Origin of the sequence: Stenotrophomonas rhizophila (assembly GCF_020857975.1) — a bacterium.
Lineage (GTDB): Bacteria > Pseudomonadota > Gammaproteobacteria > Xanthomonadales > Xanthomonadaceae > Stenotrophomonas > Stenotrophomonas rhizophila_C.
This window is the reverse complement of sequence record NZ_JACWUO010000001.1, coordinates 363510-382324: the sequence shown is the minus strand read 5'-3', so window position 1 is coordinate 382324 and position 18815 is coordinate 363510. Positions and strand designations below refer to the sequence as shown.

General features: G+C 63.8%; 16 protein-coding genes. 12 read left to right on the top strand and 4 right to left on the bottom strand.

What is annotated here, in order from left to right; translation table 11 throughout:
• From IC535_RS01645 to IC535_RS01600, 10 genes are all read left to right on the top strand, one after another.
• Positions 1-414 (top strand): ExbD/TolR family protein, encoded by a 414-nt coding sequence (locus IC535_RS01645; protein WP_228884822.1) that lies wholly within the window; start codon positions 1-3, stop codon positions 412-414.
• A 114-nt stretch (positions 415-528) separates the two neighbouring features.
• Positions 529-1989: a cardiolipin synthase gene (cls, locus tag IC535_RS01640; protein ID WP_228884821.1), complete on the top strand. Its 1461-nt coding sequence runs from the start codon at positions 529-531 to the stop codon at positions 1987-1989.
• A gap of 68 nt (positions 1990-2057) precedes the next feature.
• On the top strand, positions 2058-2315 hold the full coding sequence (locus IC535_RS01635) for a hypothetical protein (protein ID WP_228884820.1): 258 nt from the start codon (positions 2058-2060) through the stop codon (positions 2313-2315).
• A gap of 4 nt (positions 2316-2319) precedes the next feature.
• Positions 2320-3063 (top strand): pyridoxine 5'-phosphate synthase, encoded by a 744-nt coding sequence (locus tag IC535_RS01630; RefSeq protein WP_228884819.1) that lies wholly within the window; start codon positions 2320-2322, stop codon positions 3061-3063.
• 411 nt (positions 3064-3474) lie between these two features.
• On the top strand, positions 3475-4566 hold the full coding sequence (locus IC535_RS01625) for a PA0069 family radical SAM protein (RefSeq protein WP_228884818.1): 1092 nt from the start codon (positions 3475-3477) through the stop codon (positions 4564-4566).
• A 362-nt stretch (positions 4567-4928) separates the two neighbouring features.
• Positions 4929-5543, top strand: a complete 615-nt coding sequence (locus IC535_RS01620; protein WP_228884817.1) for a DUF6531 domain-containing protein — start codon at positions 4929-4931, stop codon at positions 5541-5543.
• A 572-nt stretch (positions 5544-6115) separates the two neighbouring features.
• A complete protein-coding gene (locus IC535_RS01615; RefSeq protein WP_228884816.1) occupies positions 6116-8149 on the top strand; it encodes a hypothetical protein in 2034 nt (677 codons plus the stop codon).
• Positions 8149-10326: an RHS repeat-associated core domain-containing protein gene (locus IC535_RS01610; RefSeq protein ID WP_228884815.1), complete on the top strand. Its 2178-nt coding sequence runs from the start codon at positions 8149-8151 to the stop codon at positions 10324-10326. The genes IC535_RS01615 and IC535_RS01610 overlap by 1 nt, the downstream gene beginning before the upstream one ends.
• Before the next feature lie 669 nt (positions 10327-10995).
• Positions 10996-11499 (top strand): hypothetical protein, encoded by a 504-nt coding sequence (locus IC535_RS01605; protein ID WP_228884814.1) that lies wholly within the window; start codon positions 10996-10998, stop codon positions 11497-11499.
• Between the two features lie 101 nt (positions 11500-11600).
• Positions 11601-11924, top strand: a complete 324-nt coding sequence (locus IC535_RS01600) for a hypothetical protein (RefSeq protein ID WP_228884813.1) — start codon at positions 11601-11603, stop codon at positions 11922-11924.
• Between the two features lie 530 nt (positions 11925-12454).
• Here the strand turns inward: IC535_RS01600 and IC535_RS01595 are convergent.
• The 3 genes from IC535_RS01595 to IC535_RS01585 form a co-directional block, all read right to left on the bottom strand.
• Entirely contained in the window at positions 12455-13165 is a 711-nt protein-coding gene (locus tag IC535_RS01595; RefSeq protein WP_228884812.1) for a 2OG-Fe(II) oxygenase, read from the bottom strand.
• 124 nt (positions 13166-13289) lie between these two features.
• Positions 13290-14306: a class 1 fructose-bisphosphatase gene (locus IC535_RS01590; protein WP_228884811.1), complete on the bottom strand. Its 1017-nt coding sequence runs from the start codon at positions 14304-14306 to the stop codon at positions 13290-13292.
• 95 nt (positions 14307-14401) lie between these two features.
• Positions 14402-15604, bottom strand: coding sequence for an aromatic amino acid transaminase (locus IC535_RS01585; protein WP_228884810.1), 1203 nt, complete (start codon positions 15602-15604; stop codon positions 14402-14404).
• A 175-nt stretch (positions 15605-15779) separates the two neighbouring features.
• Here IC535_RS01585 and IC535_RS01580 point away from each other — a divergent pair, with 175 nt between their 5' ends.
• On the top strand, positions 15780-17891 hold the full coding sequence (locus IC535_RS01580; protein WP_228884809.1) for a TonB-dependent receptor family protein: 2112 nt from the start codon (positions 15780-15782) through the stop codon (positions 17889-17891).
• A gap of 49 nt (positions 17892-17940) precedes the next feature.
• Here the strand turns inward: IC535_RS01580 and IC535_RS01575 are convergent, their stop codons facing one another.
• Positions 17941-18258: a hypothetical protein gene (locus tag IC535_RS01575; RefSeq protein WP_228884808.1), complete on the bottom strand. Its 318-nt coding sequence runs from the start codon at positions 18256-18258 to the stop codon at positions 17941-17943.
• A gap of 145 nt (positions 18259-18403) precedes the next feature.
• Here IC535_RS01575 and IC535_RS01570 point away from each other — a divergent pair, with 145 nt between their 5' ends.
• On the top strand, positions 18404-18799 hold the full coding sequence (locus IC535_RS01570; protein ID WP_228884807.1) for a hypothetical protein: 396 nt from the start codon (positions 18404-18406) through the stop codon (positions 18797-18799).
• Positions 18800-18815: the final 16 nt, after the last annotated feature.

Below are 18815 nucleotides of genomic sequence, written 5' to 3'. Positions count from 1 at the left end.
ATGGCGTTCAGTACCGGTGGTAACAAAGGCCCCATGGCCGACATCAACGTCACGCCCCTCGTGGACGTGATGCTGGTGCTGCTGATCATCTTCATCGTCACCGCGCCGATCATGACCTACCCGATCGCCGTGGACCTGCCGCAGCGCGTGCTCAACCCACCGCCGCAGCTGGTCGAGCCGCCGCCGCCGATCGAACTCAAGATCGACGCCAGCAACCAGGTCTCGTGGAACAACAGCCCGGTTGCAACCGCCGAGTTGCAGCAGCGGATGGAGCAGGAGGTCCAGAAGGACCCGACCAACCAGCCGGAACTGCGCATCGACGCCAGCCCGGACTCGGAGTACGACGTGATGGCCAAGGTATTGGCCGCCGCGAAGAACGCCCAGATGAAGAAGATCGGCTTCGTACAGCAGTAATCAGCAAGACTGCAGTCATGACGCGACTGGAAAACGCCCCTGGAGACAGGGGCGTTTTTTTTTGCCTGCTGCCCGACGCCCACCCCGACCCAGCCGGACCGCTATCATCGGCGCATGCCCACCACCTACTTCGCCCTGACCGACTGGCTGGACGCCGTGCCGCACCTGCGCCCGCTGCTGGTCATCGCCTACCTGCTCTACCTGCTGTGGCTGACCGGCTGGATCATGCTGCAGAAGCGCGAACCGGTGGCCACGCTGAGCTGGATCCTGTCGCTGGCCGCCCTGCCCTACCTCGGCCTCTTCATCTACTACCTGCTCGGCCCGCAGAAGGTGAAACGGCAGCGCCTGCGTCGTGGCCGCGCGCGTTCGGGCATGGAGCACTACAGCAGCGTCTGCCCGCCCGATGCCGACTGCACCGAACTGGCCAAGATCGCCCAGGCCACCACCGGGCTGGCCCCGTCCTCGGCCACCGAGGTGGAGTGGCTGGTGGACGGCGCGGCCACCTACCGCGCCCTGCTCGCCGCGATCGCGCAGGCGCGCGACCACGTGCACGTGGAGTACTACATCTTCAACCCCGACCACGCCGGCACCGCGCTGCGCGATGCACTGGTCGAGCGCGCCCGCGCCGGCGTGCGGGTGCGCCTGCTGCTGGACGCGGTGGGTTCGTCGCTGATCCGCAAACGCTTCCTGCAACCCTTGCTGGAGGCTGGCGGCGAAGTGGCGTGGTTCCATCCGCGGCAGCTGCTCAAGCCGTTCAAGCGCCCGTGGATGAACATGCGCACCCACCGCAAGCTGGTGGTCGTCGACGGCCGCGTGGCCTTCACCGGCGGGATCAACATCACCGACGAGGAAGACGAGAGCCGCCGCCCCGACGCCTACCGCGACCTGCACATGCGCCTGACCGGGCACGTGGTGCGCAGCCTGCAGCTGGTATTCGTCGAAGACTGGATCTACGCCACCGGGCAGGAACCGGCGCGCCTGGAGATCGCCCCGCTGTGGCCGCACGACGTACCCAGCCGCCAGGAAGGCCGCATCCATGCGCAGGTGCTGGTATCCGGGCCGGATTCCTCCTGGGAGACCATCCACCGCCTGCAGGTGGCCGCCATCCACGAAGCACGCGAACGGGTCTGGCTGGTCACGCCCTACTTCGTTCCCGGCGAAGCGGCGCGCATGGCGCTGACCTCGGCCGCCCTGGGTGGGCTGGACGTGCGCCTGCTGGTGCCGAAGATGAGCGATTCCTGGTTCGTCACCCAGGCCGCGCGTTCCTACTTCGACGAGCTGCTGCAGGCGGGGGTCAAGATCTACGAATACGGCCCGCGCATGCTGCATACCAAGGCCTTCATCGCCGACCGCGAGGTCTGCATCGTCGGCAGCGCCAACTTCGACCACCGAAGCTTCCGCCTCAATTTCGAGCTGTCGATGATGCTGGTCGATGCCGACCGGGTGGCCGCGCTGGAGCAGATCCTGGCGGCCGAGTTCGATGCCTCGGTGCGGGTGCACAACGAGCGCCAGCGGTCGCTGTGGCGGCACCGCGTACCCGAGGCGTTCGCGCGGCTGGCCTCGCCGCTGCTGTAGCCCGGCGCCCACGTGGAACCGGCAGGGGCTGCGGCGCTACACTGCCCCGGTCCACGGGGAGAAAGACAATGTACTGGCTGTTCCTGCTGCTGGCGCTGGGCTGTTTCGGCCTGGCGATGAAGACCCCGCACATGGGGCTGATGTTGCTGTCGCTGCTGGGCACGCTGGTGTTCCTGCTGGTCTGGGTGCGTGGCCTGTACGTGGCGCGCTTTGGCAACCTGCAGCGCGATATCTCCAGCGTGATCGACCCGGCCGAGCTGCGCCGCCTGCGCGAGCAGGCGCAGGCCCGCCAGCAACTGGCCCAAGACGACTCCGACACGCCGTAATCCCATGACCCAGCTCAGCGTCAACGTCAACAAGATTGCCGTGCTGCGCAACTCGCGCGGCGGTACCGACCCGGATGTGCTGCAGGCCGCGCATGCCTGCCTGGATGCCGGTGCGCATGGCATCACCGTGCACCCGCGCCCGGACCGCCGGCATATCCATGCCGAGGATGTGCTGGCGCTGGCGGCGCTGACTGCTGCGCGCGGTGTCGAGTTCAATATCGAGGGCAACCCGTTCGCGCCGCCGCGGCAGGGCTATCCTGGCCTGCTGCCGCTGTGCGCGCAGACCCGCCCCGCACAGGCCACGCTGGTGCCAGACGGCGACGGCCAGCTCACCTCCGACCACGGTTTCGACTTCGCCCGCGACGCCGAACGGCTGCGCCCGCTGATCGCCGAACTGAAAGCGCATGGCTGCCGGGTCAGCCTGTTCGTCGACGCCGGCAACCCGGACCTGGCCCAGGCAGCGGCGATCGGGGCCGACCGCATCGAGCTCTACACCGGCCCTTATGCCGAGGCGCACGCCGCCGGTGACGCAGGGGCGATGCTGGCGCTGTTCGCCGATGCCGCCCGCCGCGCCCAGGCCGCCGGATTGGGGGTCAATGCCGGGCACGACCTGTCGCAGGACAATCTGCGCCAGTTCCTGGCCGCCGTACCGCAGGTGCTGGAAGTCTCCATCGGCCACGCCCTGATCAGCGAAGCGCTGTATGCCGGCCTGGACGCCACCGTGAAGGGCTACCTGCGCCTGCTGTAGGGCGTGCATCGACCAACGGCCGATGCCTACCGGGGACAGTGCATCGACCCCACGGTCGATGCCCACCACCGAGGCCCTGGCGCCGCCCCCGCTCTGCGCCGGCCGGCGGCCAAAAGCCCCGGTAGGAACCGACAGTTGGTCGGTTCGCCCCACAGCGCGCCAAGGGTAGTGCCGGCCGCTGGCCGGCTCCCCATGATCTCGATGGCGGCCGCCATCCCACGCCAACCCAGCCTGTGGACAACTCTGGGGGCCAAACCGCCCGCCGGCCCCGCAAAGCCAGTGATAGCCTCGATTCCGCTTCCCTTGCCGCTTGTGGTTAGTAATACTACTAACCATGCACACGCCCTCCCCAACCCCCTGCGCCAGCCGGACGTCGCGATCCCTGCGACACCGCCCCACTAGCCTTTGATCATGGGTACCGCAATCAAAGGCCGGGGTTCCACCACGCATCTGGCGGGCCGTTTCGAGGTCACCGTCAGCGAAGCGGTGGACGATGGCTGGGAAGCCGACGACGGCGAGGAATTCGCCGCCCCGCGCCTGCGCACCGAAGTGCGGGTCGAAACCGCGCGCAGCATCATCAGCCGCAACAAGTCGCCCGACGTGGGCTTCAGCCAATCGGTGAACCCGTATCGCGGTTGCGAGCACGGCTGTTCGTACTGCTTCGCCCGCCCCTCGCACGCCTACCTCAACCTGTCGCCGGGGCTGGACTTCGAAACCAAGCTGTTCGCCAAGACCAACGCGCCGCAGCTGCTGCGCAAGGAATTCTCGCGCCCCGGCTACGTGCCGCAGCCGATCGCGCTGGGCATCAACACCGACGCCTACCAGCCGATCGAGCGCAAGCTCAAGCTGACCCGCCAGCTGATCGAAGTGATGCTGGAAACCCGTCACCCGTTTTCGCTGATCACCAAGAATGCGCTGGTCGAGCGCGACATCGACCTGCTCGCGCCACTGGCCGAACAGAACCTGGTCAGCGTGCACTTCTCGGTGACCTCGCTGGACCCGCACCTGTCGGCCCGCCTGGAACCGCGCGCCTCGGCCCCGCACGCCCGGCTGCGCGCGATGCGCCGCCTGCGCGATGCCGGCATCCCGGTCGGGGTGATGGTCGCGCCGGTGATCCCGTGGATCAACGACGCCGAACTGGAAGCGGTGCTCGAAGCGGCGCGTGATGCCGGCGCATCCAGTGCCGGCTACGTGCTGCTGCGCCTGCCGCTGGAGGTAGCCCCGCTGTTCCGCGACTGGCTGGACACCCACCACCCCGACCGCGCCGCGCACGTGATGAGCACCATCAACCAGCTGCGCGGCGGCAAGGACTACAACAGCGAATTCGGCAGCCGCATGCGCGGCGAAGGCGTCTACGCCGACCTGCTCTCCAACCGCTTCAAGCTGGCCCGCCGGCGGCTGGGCTTCGACGCGCAGAACAGCCACTGGCCCAAGCTGGACTGCACCCGGTTCCTGCGGCCGCTGCCGCCGCGGGTGGATTCGCCGCAGGGGGCGTTGTTCTGATATCGCCAAAAGCCCAGCGTCAAGATGCTGGACTGATCGCACCCATGATACGCGCCGGCATCGACACCCGACGGGTCCAGAAAGGTCGAACGAGCCCAGGGTCCGTGGTCGTGCGCGCCCCCATTCACGGTGCGTGTCGTCAGCGACTTGGCGATGTACGCGGACCAGACCAAGACGCCACAGCCAAGGACTGCCTGCCATAGTTGGATGGAGGTCTCACGTTGGAGCTATCAGTCGCTGCTCATACTGTGTTAATACTATGTTCACATAAAAAATACATCACCATCACCTGACTCAAGGATAGAGGCTCAAGGAACATGAAGTCCCCAACACCTGCAAAGCCCGTTCGCCGAATTCGCTGGATGCTTCTGATTCTTCCGGCGGTGGGGCTGATACTTCAAGCACATGCGGTTCCGCCGGGTGGACCAGAAAAACCTACCGATCTCGACCGCATCACGGTCAGGCCCACACCATCGGTCGATCTTCTACCCGCCAGCGGTCTCGCTGGAGCAGGCGTCAAGAACACCGTGCGCCCCTTGGGACGAGTGTCACTTCGCGCAGACACGGCAAAAGAACAGGAAAAAGACGACCGCAAGGGAGGCTGCGGAGAAAGCAAAGCAAATCCGATCGTCCTCTATACGGGAAATAAAATCGAGCCAGAGCTCGACTTTGCTGCCGCCGGAGAAATGCCACTCTTCCTCGAGCGCACTTACAACCATCACTGGGGTGCCGTCGGCCTCTTCGGTCAACACTGGATCAGCAACCTTGATTACTCCCTAGCCTTCTCTAGCGGGACGTCGGTTGCGTGGGCGCAGCGTCCCGACGGAAGTCGAATCAAGTTCAACTGGAATGCTTCCCCGGACTGTGGGAAGAGGACAGCCGTAATGCCGCCCACATCGCAAAAAACGGAGATGGCTCCTACACGCTTATCAACGAAGAGAAGGGTGCAGAAACCTACAACGCCGAAGGCTACGTAACACAGCTACGCAACGAGCAGGGCGTTGCATGGAACTTCTCCTACGCAAACAAGTACTTGGCGAGTGTCGAGCACTCTAGCGGTCGCAGGATGCAGCTTACGTGGAGCGGGGATCAACTAGTTCAAGTGACTGATCCCTCCGGCGGAATCTACCGCTACACATACACGGCCAATGCATTCGGGAGCGGGAAACCGCGTTTGGCAACTGCAACACTCCCAGGTAGCCCGCAAACGACGATTGCCTATCACTACGAGGACGTGAGATACCCAGGCGGTCTCACCGGGAAATCCTTCAACGGCGTTCGCTACTCGACATTTGCGTATGACGGGAACAGACGAGCCGTCCTGTCCGAGCATGCCGGGGGCGTGGAGAGATACATGTTCAGTTACCAAGCTAGCGTGGTTGAGCAGGTAGTACCACCGCCGGCGCCCGTGCGCCCTGGCGGATTCAGGAATGACGGAGAGCACGGCTGGTGCGAGTACCGCCCGAGCGGTCAAATCTGCTTCGAGCCCAACTCGCTTCCAGGCGGCTCCGTCCAGTTGAGCGGTGCTGCACGAGCAAGCTCAACGTCGATGCCGACCACGACGGACCGCGCCGTAGACATGCGCGTTACGGAAACCGGACCGCTGGGACGCAAAACCATCTATGACTATCACGATGGAAAGCAGATAGCTGTTTCGGGCGTTGCGTCCGCCTTGTGTCCCGCCAGCTACAAGGAGCGAAGCTACGATGCACAGGGCAATCCCGATGTCTTCGGTGACTTCGCCGACAATTTAACTGACTTCGACTACAGCGCCGGCGGCCTGCTTCTAAAAACGATCGAAGCGGTTGGTAGTACTGCCCAGCGCTCCACAACCTACGAATGGGACCAAGCCAGCCGGCGCCCGATCAAAACGACTGTCTTGGGAGACCACGAAACCCTGCTCGCGTACGACAGCAGAGGAAACCTCGCATCGACGACTGTGCGCAATCTCACCGCCTTTGGTGTCAGCAACCAGTCCCGCACGACGAGCTACACCTACACCTATCACCTCAACGGGCTGAAGGCCACAGTTACGGTTGATGGTCCACTGGCTCAGGACAGCGTGACCTACACGTACAACACACTGGGTGACCTGACCAACGTCAGCAACGGAGTGGGTCACACAACCACTTACACCAATTACGACGGAATGGGGCGGCCAGGCCGTGTGACCGGGCCGAACGGCGATATCACCGAATTCACCCGTGACGAGAGGGGCAGGCTGCTATCGCAAAAACGGTCCGCTGGTAGCGGTTGGGCCACCACATCCGTGACGTACGATGGGGCAGGCAATGTAGTCAGCATGACTGCACCGGACGGCATAACCGTACGCTATCAATACGACGCCGCCCGACGTCTCCTCGCAGAGACCAGGCCCCTCGGAAACGGTAACTTTGCGTGGACGCAGCACAGCTACGACGCTGCCTCAAACATTACCAGGACCGAACTGTCGCTGACCGACTATCCGGGAGACAGCACAGTCACCGGAGTAATTGAAGCAATCGCGCATGATGCGCAGTGGAACTGGTATGCCACAGGCTGGGCCTGTTCAACCGGCTCCAACACCTCGATTCAGGTTATTGGATACGCGGAAGGCGGGCACCATCTCGGAACGGTGCAGGCCAACCTGGCGAGCGAATCACAAGTTGCTGCTGCCTGTCAGGCCAATGGCTCGGCATACAGGTTCCAGTTGCCTATCAGCTTGGCTCAACGTCAGCAGCTAGGTGGAAAAGCCCTCCAGGTCTACGGTGTCTCGCCTCGAGGCGCGGCGTCCAATCAGGCGTTGGGAAACACGGGCGTCTTCGCCATACCCAGGGCCACGATCATCGGCGACGTGGCGACCGTCTCCAACGACAACTGGAACTTTGCAGTACAGGGTTGGGCCTGCTCGGTAGGTGTCAACGCACCTACCACCGTTCACGTCTATGCCGGCGGCGCGGCAGGTGCTGGCACCTACATCGGCGAGGTAACCGGTTCACTAATCCCGAATGAGGATGTAAAGGCGGCATGCCAAGGCCAGGGTGCGTACTGGTTCGTGCTTCAACTTACACATGACATCCGTGCTGCACATGGCGGTAAGCCCATCTACGTGCATGGCATCTCACCTGCCGGTCAGGAGCACCTCTTGCTCAGCAGGTCCGGCACCTTCGCCATTCCGCCGCTCACAAAGACCGCTGAGTTCGTCCAGTTCAGCGCCAGCCCCAACTGGATCCTCAACGGCGAGCAGAGCACCATCACGGCCCAGGTCAGAAACACCGGCAACTACGTGTGGAATGGCAGCATCCATCTGGCATGGGGACCAGGGTCGCTCACTCAGGCCATCGGGCTTCCGTCTGCGGTGGCCCCTGGTCAGGTAGCCACCCTTCAGTGGCGGGTGGCACCGACACATCGAGGCCCGGCCACCGGACGCTACCCATTCGTGGCTAGTATGGCTGACGGCGCTGGCGCCTGGGGGCCACAAGCAAGCCTGTCCATCACGGTGGAGAATCAGAATGGCTACTGCCCCCCCAATGGCGGACCCTGCCACGAGCCGATCCGAATCGGGCCCAGCGTGCCGCTGACTGCCACGGAAGGAGCGAACTGATGTCGACCCTCGCACTCTCTCTCATGGCGCTCAACGCTTTGACTTTCAGCGTGAGCTATGAATACGACGAGCTTGGCCGCCAGATTGCCATCAAGGGCAACAACGGACAGAACGTGCGCTATGCCTACGATGCGGAAGACCGAGTCACGCAGATCACCGATTCGCAGAACCGTGTGACGCATCTTGAGTACGATCCACGCGGTCGCCTGCTCAAGCAGACAGATGCTGCAGGCGGAACAACTGTCTTTGCCTACAATATTGGCGACCAGGTTACGCAGGTAGTTGATCCGCGGGGCCTGACCACGAGCTACGAGTACGACGGCTTCGGACAGCTCTGGAAACAGACAAGCCCAGACACCGGTACCACGCTGCTTCAGTACGACGCCGCAGGCCTGACCACTACAATGACCCGAAACGACGGCAGTGTTGTGTCGTATGGATACGATGGCCTTGGCCGAATGAACACGGCCACCAGCGACGGCCATCAGCAGGGCTATACTTACGATACATGCAATTCTGGCAAAGGGCGCCTGTGTGGCTTGTCGGCTCCGGGCACGTCCAGCGAATTCGCGTACAACCCAAACGGCCAGCTGCTCGCACGCCGCGACTGGATAACTGCCGGTGGTGTTCAAACCGACCACAGCACCAGCTATGGATACGATTCGATTGGTCGCCTGAATGCCATCGCCTATCCGGATGGAAATAGCGTCAGCTATGGATACGGCGCAGAGGGACGGCTCGGTTCGATGTCGGCCACCATTGGCGGTGTCACCACGCCGGTAGTGAGCCAGGCAAGCTGGAAAGCGACAGGTGCCAAGGGCTACATCGTGTACGGCAACGGTCTGGCGCGCGGCTACAATCATGACGCGGACGGACGTTTGACCGCCATGTCGGTATGGGGGCCAAATTCCCAGAAATTGAGCTACTGGGACTATCAGCACAGCGCCGACAACAAGATTACCAGCATTGTCGATTCGGTGGCCCCGAACATGACCCAGACGATCGGCTACGACGCGCTGAGCCGCTTGACCTCATTGACCCGTTACGGCATCACCAACCAGCTTTCCTACGATGCCGGCGGCAATCATGATCGCTACCAGGCCGGCAACCAGCTGACCCAGTACAGCATCGATCCAGGCAGCAACCGGGTCCTGGATTACACCAACCAGGACGGTAGCCGCCAGTATCAGTATGACGGCGTCGGCAACCGTATCAGTGAGGTCAGTGGATCGCGTATCCAGACCTATGCCTACAACGCGTTCAACCGGATGAGCCAGAGCAACGTCAACGGGCTGGTCACCGACTATGTGCTCAATGCGCAAGGGCAGCGCGTGGGCAAGGTCAATGGCAGTACAAGCCGGTACTATTATGTTGGTCAGAATCAACTCGTGGCAGAGCAGACAAATGGAACTTGGACCAGTTACCTTTGGTTCGCCGGTGAGTTGATAGCGTTGGCCCGCAACGGTGAGCTTAGCTATGTTCATACGGACCACCTAGGTCGTCCAGAGTTCGCGACCAACGAAAACCAACAGACTGTCTGGAAAGCATACAACTATGCGTATGGGCGAAGCGTGCTTCAGGACGATATCGGTGGATTGAACATTGGGTTCCCAGGGCAATACTACGATGTGGAGAGTAGTCTCTGGCACAACGGGTTCCGGGACTACGACGCTAGTATTGGTCGATTTGCGCAAAGCGATCCAATTGGAATATACGGTGGTATCAATACTTACGCATATGCAGGAAATAACCCGATCTCCAATGTAGATCCATTGGGGCTTGAAAAGCTAAACCTGTTTAGCAAGGGGGACGGAAATTTTTACGATGGCGCAGCCGCAATGCCTGACGTATCAGGGCGATGGGCAATTTACGCGCATATGAGCCCCAACGTTGTCCAGAATGATAAGAAGGGAGGGGAAAGGATGAATGTTGAGGATATTGCAGAAATGTTGAAGAATGCCGGATGGGTTCCAGGCCAACCTGTAGACTTTATGGGGTGCCGCTCTGCGCAAGGAGAGAACTCAATTGCGGAGAGATTTTCCAAGGCATACAACACGCCAACTACGGGCGCCACAAACTACATGTGGTTCAATGCCAAGGGGGTCTCTGGAATATGGGGTAAAACTGAAGGTGGCGCAAAGGATATAAATAACCCCGGTGTATTCATGTCGTACTAGGAGGTCTGGTGAAATTTTATCTATATGCGTCCGTTTTGGCGATATTCTCTTTTATGGTAGGTGCAATAACGTCGAAGAGTCTTTTCCACAATGACAATTCTGCCGAATCGGCCCAAGATGCGTCGACCTCCCCACGCAATGAGCTCAACGAAAGTCAGCGATTGGAGCTGGAAGTTCTTGCGACAGGCGGTGACCTTGCAGCTATGCGAAAACTATATATCTATCATGAGTTCATTTCTGGCGAAGTCGCCGAAGCACAGAAGTGGCAGAGGAGTCTTGCGAACGCAGGGGATGGGGAAAGCCGAGCAGCAATCCTATCTAGGTACGCATTGCTGCCACAAAGTAGTGAGGAAACCCGTAGGGAAGCCCTGAGGCTCTGTGGGGAGTGGTTTGGCGGAGTTCCCGACGGGACGAAGCATAACTAAGGGGCTTTGGCCGTTGGCTTCTTCTTCGGTTGCTTTCAAACATGCGCGTGAGAAGCACCAGGACAAAATAGATCCATTATGCTAGCGGCCTCCAAGGCGGCTTCCTGTTGAACGCCGCATGGGCTGGTGAATGTTCAGGTTCCTATGGCTGAAGTCGATATGAGCCGGCTTTGGCCTGTTGTTACTCTCAAGACGCATATCAGAGTGCAAAAATGGCACTCAACGGTTCAGGAATAAAAATGCCATGGCATGGATTAAATTGGCATCATACCTTCCAGTTTTGATAAGTTCACTCTGGGCGTCTGGATGCGCTATTGGAGGAAATTCCGCAAATTCCTTTCCGGAAGTTCGGCCAGAAGGGTTACTAAAGATAGTAGGTGAATCCGCCCAAACAAATGGCTTCAACTGCACCGCGTCCAGCATGGGCGATTCGATGGCCTTCATCGGAGAGTTGAAACGGATATACCCTGCGGGATGGCGCGCGGCGTCACGTGTTACATTCGCGCCAAAATACAGAGTCACACTTGGATCTACCGAGGTTCTCGTGCTGGAGCGCGGGGTAGTGATGATCACCGACGTTGACGGTAAGCGAAAGGTGTTGTTTCAACAGGGAAATGTTGATGAGATCGAGAAAATGGTGAAAAAGTGTGTGCGGGAACATAAAAGCGACGTCGATTTCACCAGCATGCGCTTCCGCACGAATCACGGACCAGCAACGGAATCGAAAAGCCGTGAGCATTGGTCCTGACTTGAAGACGAAGCCGCGATCGGTGCTGCGCTCACACGATCCAGGGACATGCGGTGAACCCGCTGGCATGGTTGTTGGCCCGAACGCGGCCGGCGCCGGCAATGGTCGCTGCGCTGCACGAGCGGCAGAGCCTGTCCCCACACGCGTGCTTCGAACACTACTACGCGGGGTCGGGTCTGGACCGCGAACGGGTGATCGAATTGCTTGAACATGTAGCGGCAGAGCTGCGGCTGCCTGTGGACAAGCTGCGTCCGGAGGATCGTTTCGCCGTGGAGCTGTCGCCGGGCAGATGGAATACCTACGACTCCGGCCACGCAATGCTGATTAGTGACCTTGCAGCAATGGCCAGGCAGCGCGGCAAGGTCGTCGACACCACAATCGAGACGGTGGACGACTATCTGCGTGCGATGGTGCAGGTGTACTGAGAAGGAAGCGGGTAGTTGGCTCCCGGAAAGGTGCCCGCGACCCATTCCGAACACATTCGTAGCTCTATTTCGGGGAACGAATCTCGTGAGCAAGAGCAACGGTACTTGGACCAGCGGGTCACTCCTGGCTTGCTCAGCATGAAGGAAAAAACGATATCTATGAGACCAATATACTGGCTTGGCGTGCTTGGATTATCCCTACTTCCGCTGAATTTTCTGATTGTGATGGCAGGGAAAATTTGGCATGGCGAGCGCATGGTCGAGCAAGACATTATTGGTTTTGCAGTGGGGATGTTTGGTCTCATAGCAGCAACCGTGCTGTATAGGGCACAGCTCGCAAAGCGTGGCGTTCGCGGAAGCGACGGAGGCCGGTCGCGCTGATGCTCGTTCGTGATCGCGATGGTGCTGGGTCGCGCCATGAAGACCATGATGCTGTGGGACCAGCGCGCCACGCTGAGCACGGCATGTATCGGGAGCCGGCCAGCGGCCGGCACTACCTGTGCGCTGCCCGGCGCAGCGGAATGTCCACGTCAGTTGCTCCCAAACAACGTCTGCGCGTTCTGGAACAACACCCAGCTGGTGGCGATGAACTTGTCGCCGCCGACCGGGCGGTTGCCGCGGTGGGTGTGGGTGAATGCCGTCGGGGCGATCAGCAGGCTGCCGGTGCGCGGGGCGATCTTGCGCTGCTGGAACAGGAACTCGGTTTCGCCTTCGGCGAAATCATCGTTGAGGTAGAGCGTCCACAGCAGGTGGCGATGCAGGGTCTCGCCGGCGGGATCGCGCGGATACAGTTCGCAGTGCCAGTACGGGTAGCCGCCTTCGCCGGCGGCATACCATTGCAGATTGATGGCACCGGGGCGGAGGCAGGTACGGGCCAGTTCGGACAGGGATGCATCGTCCATGCCTGCGAAATCCTCTGCAGCCAATCGACGTGGCCTACCGTCGCTGTCTTGCACCTGCAACATCAGCGGCGAGATCAGTGCCTGTGGATAACGACGTAGATAACTCAGAATGCCGCTGAAAACCGCCTGCTGCAGCTGGGTTTCCACCTGGCGCCATTCGGGCTGGCCGCTGATCCGGAGATCCTTGCTGTGCTTGAGTTCCGGGAACACACCACTGCCTACTTCGCCCGGTAGCAGTTGTGCGCTCGATCGCATCTTGGCCTGGATGGCGGCACAGGTTTCAGCGGGGATGGCGTTGTGGATTACTTCGATGAAGTCGCGCTGCGGGTCGGCTGTCATGGGGGCATCCGTGGGCATCTGGCCCCGATGGTGACTGCTGTTGTGGCCGCTGTCACGCCGTTGCCACGTTAGCGTTCCGGTGCAGCGAAACGGGACCGGCATCGCACCGGTCCCGTGACCTGTGTCAGCCCTGCGCGGCGTCGTGCTCGCGGTGGTAGCGGGTGGCCTGCTCCACTTCGTTGCGCGAGCCGAGGAATACCGGCACGCGCTGGTGCAGCTGGTCCGGCTGGATGTCCAGGATGCGTTCGCGGCCGGTGGTGGCCGCGCCGCCGGCCTGTTCGACCAGCAGCCCCATCGGGTTGGCTTCGTACATCAGGCGCAGCTTGCCGGCCTTGGACGGATCCTTCTTGTCCCACGGATAGATGAAGATGCCGCCGCGGGTCAGGATGCGGTGCACGTCGGCGACCATGCTGGCGATCCAGCGCATGTTGAAGTTCTTGCCGCGCGCGCCTTCCTTGCCGGCCAGCAGGTCCTGCACGTAGCCCTGCATCGGGGTTTCCCAATGGCGCTGGTTGGACATGTTGATGGCGAACTCCTGGGTGTCGGCCGGGATCTGCATGTCCGGGGTGGTCAGCACGAACTCGCCCTTCTCGCGGTCCAGGGTGAAGGCGTGGGTGCCGTGGCCGACGGTGAGCACCATCTGCGTGCTGGGGCCGTAGATGCAGTAGCCGGCCGCGACCTGGGCGGTGCCCGGCTGCAGGAAGCTGGCGTCGTTGGGTTGTTCGGTGCCCGGCGGGCAGCGCAGCACCGAGAAGATGGTGCCGACCGAAACGTTGACGTCGATGTTGGAGCTGCCGTCGAGGGGATCGAACAGCAGCAGGAAGTCGCCGCGCGGGTAGGTGTCCGGCACCGGCTGGCAGTGGTCCATTTCTTCGGAGGCGCAGGCGGCCAGGTGGCCGCCCCAGGCGTTGGCTTCGAGCAGGATCTCGTTGCTGATCACATCCAGCTTCTTCTGCGCTTCGCCCTGCACATTGCCGGTGCCGGCTTCGCCCAGCACGCCACCCAGTGCGCCCTTGCTGACGGCGATGGAGATGCTGGTGCAGGCGCGGGCGACGACGGCGATCAACTGGCGCAGGTCGGCATTGATGCGACCGGCGTGCTGCTCTTCGATCAGGTAGCGGGTAAGCGACGAACGGGACATGGAGGGGCTGCCAGGGACATTTGAGGGCGGTATTGTCGCCAAAAAGCAGGACGGCCGCACAAGTGCGGCCGTCCCGGGTGTTGCGGTTGCGACGATCAGCCCTTGGCGACGGTCGCCACGGCCTTGGCCACGTATTCCAGGTTGCCCTGGTTCAACGCGGCCACGCAGATGCGGCCGGTGCCGACCGCGTAGATGCCGTACTCGTCGCGCAGGCGGTCCACCTGCGCACGGCTCAGGCCGGAGTACGAGAACATGCCGGCCTGGTTGTTGATGAAGGCGAACTGCGGTGCGCCGGCGGCGACCAGGTTCTCCACCAGGCCATGGCGCAGGGCGTGGATGCGCTCGCGCATCTGGGCCAGCTCGGCTTCCCACACCTGGCGCAGCTCGGTGCTGTTGAGCACGCCGGCCACCAGCGCAGCGCCGTGGTTGGACGGGCTGGAGTAGATGGTGCGGATGATGCGCTTGACCTGCGACTGCACGGCCTTGGCGGCGTTGGCATCGGGGGCCACCACCGACAGTGCGCCGACGCGCTCGCCGTACAGCGAGAACGACTTGGAGTACGAGTTGGCGACCACGAAGCTGTCGATGCCGGCCTCGGCGATGATGCGCACCGCCGCGCCGTCTTCGTCGATGCCCTTGTCGAAGCCCTGGTAGGCCATGTCGATGAACGGGAACAGCTGGCGGTCCTTCAACAGCTCGGCCACCTGCTTCCACTGAGCAACGGTCAGGTCCGCGCCGGTGGGGTTGTGGCAGCAGGCGTGCAGCAGCACCACGGTGCCCGGCTGCAGCTTGCCCAGGTCGGCCAGCATCGCCGCGAAGTCCACGCCGTGCGTGGCCGGGTCGAAGTAGCTGTATTCCACCACCTCAAAGCCGGCCGCGCCGAACACCGCGCGGTGGTTTTCCCAGCTCGGGTTGCTGATGGCGATGGTGGCGTGCGGCAGCAGCCTGTGCAGCAGGTCCGCGCCCACGCGCAGCGCACCGCTGCCGCCGATGGTCTGCGAGGTGGCCACGCGGCCGGCGGCCAGCAGCGGCGAATCCTTGCCGAACACCAGCTCGCGGGTGGCCTGGGTGTAGGCCGGCAGGCCGTCGATCGGCAGGTAGCCGCGCGGTTTGGCTTCGTTGGCCAGCTGCTGTTCGATCTGCTTGACGGCGGCCAGCAGCGGAATGCGGCCGCTTTCGTCGTAGTAGATGCCCACGCCCAGGTTGACCTTGGTCGAGCGGCTGTCGGCGTTGTACGCCTCGGTCAGGCCCAGGATCGGGTCGCCTGGGACCAGTTCCACATTTGCAAAGAAGGACACGGCGGTACTCATTCGGATGACGGAAGGGGGGGAGGATGGCGCGACGCAGGTTGCGGCAGAATCAGCCAAAACCAAGCCATCCTAACAAAGCCACGCCGCGCGCGTGGCGCCCGCCGTCACGTTCGCCTCCGTACCATGGCGTCCGGCCCACTTCCGCCCAAGGACCCCTGCCCGCATGCGTTGCCTGACCCGCTTGGCCCGCCGCAGTGCGCTGTTTTCGGCCGTGTTGCTGCCGAACCTGGCACAGGCCCAGGACGCTGCCGCTGCACCGGCGGCGGTGGCGCGGTTGCCGGCGGTGCAGGTACAGGCCGCGCGGGTACGGCAGCTGGCCGACGCGGATCTGCCCGCCTCCATCACCACGGTCTGGCTGGACGATGAAGGCAATGGCCGGCAGGCGCAGATCGCCGAGGCGCTGTCGGGCATTGCCGGGGTGGTGGCGCGCGACCGGCAGAATTACGCCCAGGACACCCAGCTGTCGATCCGCGGCTTCGGCGCGCGGTCCACCTTTGGCGTGCGCGGGGTGCGGGTGCTGGTCGACGGGGTGCCGGCGACCATGCCCGACGGCCAGGGCCAGCTGTCGCACGCCAGCCTGCTCGCCGCGCAGCGGGTGGAAGTGCTGCGCGGGCCGTTCTCGGCGCTGTACGGCAATTCCTCCGGCGGGGTGGTGCAGGTATGGAGCGCCGACGGCGCCGCGGGCGACCCGTGGCGGTTGCGGCTGGATACTGGCGCTGACGGCACGCTCACCGCCGGCGCGCAGCTGCGCGGCCAGCAGGGGCCGCTGCGCTACAACCTGGCCGCCAACCATTTCCGCACCGACGGCTGGCGAGCGCACAGCCGCGCGCGCCGCGAGTCGGTCAACGCGCGGCTGGGCACCGATCTGGGCGGTGGCCAGCTGGATCTGGTGCTGAACTACCTGGATGCGCCCGATGCGCAGGATCCGCTTGGCCTGACCCGCGCCCAGGTGCGCGACAACCCGCGCCAGGCCACCGCCGTGGCCAGCCAGTACAACACCCGCAAATCGGTGCGCCAGGCCCAGGCCGGGCTGGTGTTCACCCGCACCGACGGCGCGCAGACCTGGCGCGCGATGGGCTACGCCGGCCAGCGCAGCGTGGAGCAGTACCTGGCGATCCCGCTGGCGCCGCAGGCCAACCCGCTGCATGCCGGCGGGGTGATCGATCTGGATGGCGGCTATGGCGGGGTGGACGCGCGCTGGGCTTGGCAAGGGGACTGGGCCGGGCGACCGCTGGAGCTGACGATCGGCGCCAATGCCGACCGACAGCAGCAGGATCGCCGTGGTTACGAGAATTTCGCCGGCGATGCGCTGGGCGTCCGCGGTCGGCTGCGGCGCGATCAGCGCGACCGGGTCGAGAACCTGGACCAGTTCGCCCAGGCCTGGTGGCAATGGGCGCCGCGCTGGTCGCTGCTGCTCGGGCTGCGCCACAGCACGGTGCGGTTCCGCTCCAACGACCACTACCTCACCGCGCGCAACCCCGATGACAGCGGCGCGCGCCGCTTTGATGCCACCACCCCGGTGGCCGGGGTGGTGTTCCGCGCCAGCGAGGCCTGGCGGCTGTATGCCTCGGCCGGGCGCGGCTTCGAGACCCCCACGCTGAACGAGCTGGGCTACCGCGCCGATGGCCAGGCCGGGCTGGCGCTGGACCTGTCGGCCGCACGTAGCCGCAGCCTGGAGCTGGGCAGCAAATGGCAGGCCGGCGGCGCGCGGATCGAGGCCGCGCTGTTCCGCGCCGACACCGATGACGAACTGGCGGTGGCCAGCAACAGCGGCGGGCGCGCCACCTATCGCAATATCGGCCGCACCCGCCGCCAGGGCCTGGAAGCCAGCTACCTGCAACCACTGGGCGCACAGGCCGAGCTGGCCTTGGCCTATACCCGGATCGAGGCCACCGTGCGCGATGACTACCCGCTGCCCGGCGGCAGCGTGCGCGCCGGCGCCCGCCTGCCCGGGGTACCGCAGCAGCAGTGGAACGCCCGCTTGCAGTACCGGCCGGGGCCCTGGCAGTGGGCGGCCGAACTGGTGGGCAGCAGCGATACCGTGGTCAACGACCTGGCCACCGAAACGGCCCCGGGCTACGCCCTGCTCAACCTGGAGGCGGCGCGCCGCTGGCGTACCGCGCAGGGCACCCTGCGCGCCTTTGCGCGGCTGGACAACGTATTGGACCAGCGTTACATCGGCTCGGTGATCGTCAACGACGGCAACCAGCGCTATTTCGAGCCCGGCCCGGACCGCCGGCTCAGCGTGGGCCTGCAATGGCAGTGGCTGCCGTGAGCGGCAGGCCGGTGCAACGCTGACCGGCGGGTTGTTGGCGAAGGGCCGCCTACCGCGGCGGCTTGGCCGGCACGAACGGCGAGGTCGGGTCGCTGGCCGGGAAGGTTTCCTGCAGGGCTTCGTCCTGGTTGTCGCTGGCGTGCTGCTTGCGCTGCTGCCGCTGGTGTTCATCCTCGCGGCGGTGATGGCCGGCCGGGCCACCGGCGCCGGGGGCCAGATCCTTGCGGTCGCGGGAGGGGCTGGCGGGCGCCGGCGGCTCGGGCGGGGACATCCCGGCACCGCGGTCTTCGGCGTCCTGCAGGTCGTGTTTGGCGCGTTGCTCGCCCGGCAGCGGGGGCGCGGCTTCGCGCAGCGGGTCGCGTTGCATGATGGTCCACTCCAGTTGGGGGAGACCACTACAGCGCGCCGCCGGTGAAGTCGCCGCGAATCCCGGCCACTGAACGGATCTGTCACGGTTGGCTAACGGCAGCGGGGCTATTCCTGCCTGCCCCTGCTGCTGCCGGAGTCATGCCATGCCCCGCCTGGACCGCCGCGCCGTACCGGCGCTGTTCAACGCCTACCTGCAGCCCGAACGCAGCGGCCGCAGCGCCCGGCGCGACCGCGCCGCCGAACCGCAGGCGGTGGCACAGGACTACCTGCAGTACATGCGCAGCGACTATGAGCAACGCCGCAGCCACAGCCGGCATAGCTGGCGCGATCTGTACCCGGCCTATGCGTTCGCGCTGACCACCCACTACGCGGACTGGCCGCGCGGCAACGATGACACCGATGGCGAGTTGGCCGAACACTGGGAGCAGATGCGCGGGCAGTCACGGCTGGGCTGGCCGCAGGCGCGCAGCGTCGTCGAGGACGCCTGGCTGGCGCTGGACCACATGCCGGCCGCAGCCGTGCACGGGCTGCTGCAGTAGCGTGTAAAGAGCGTCT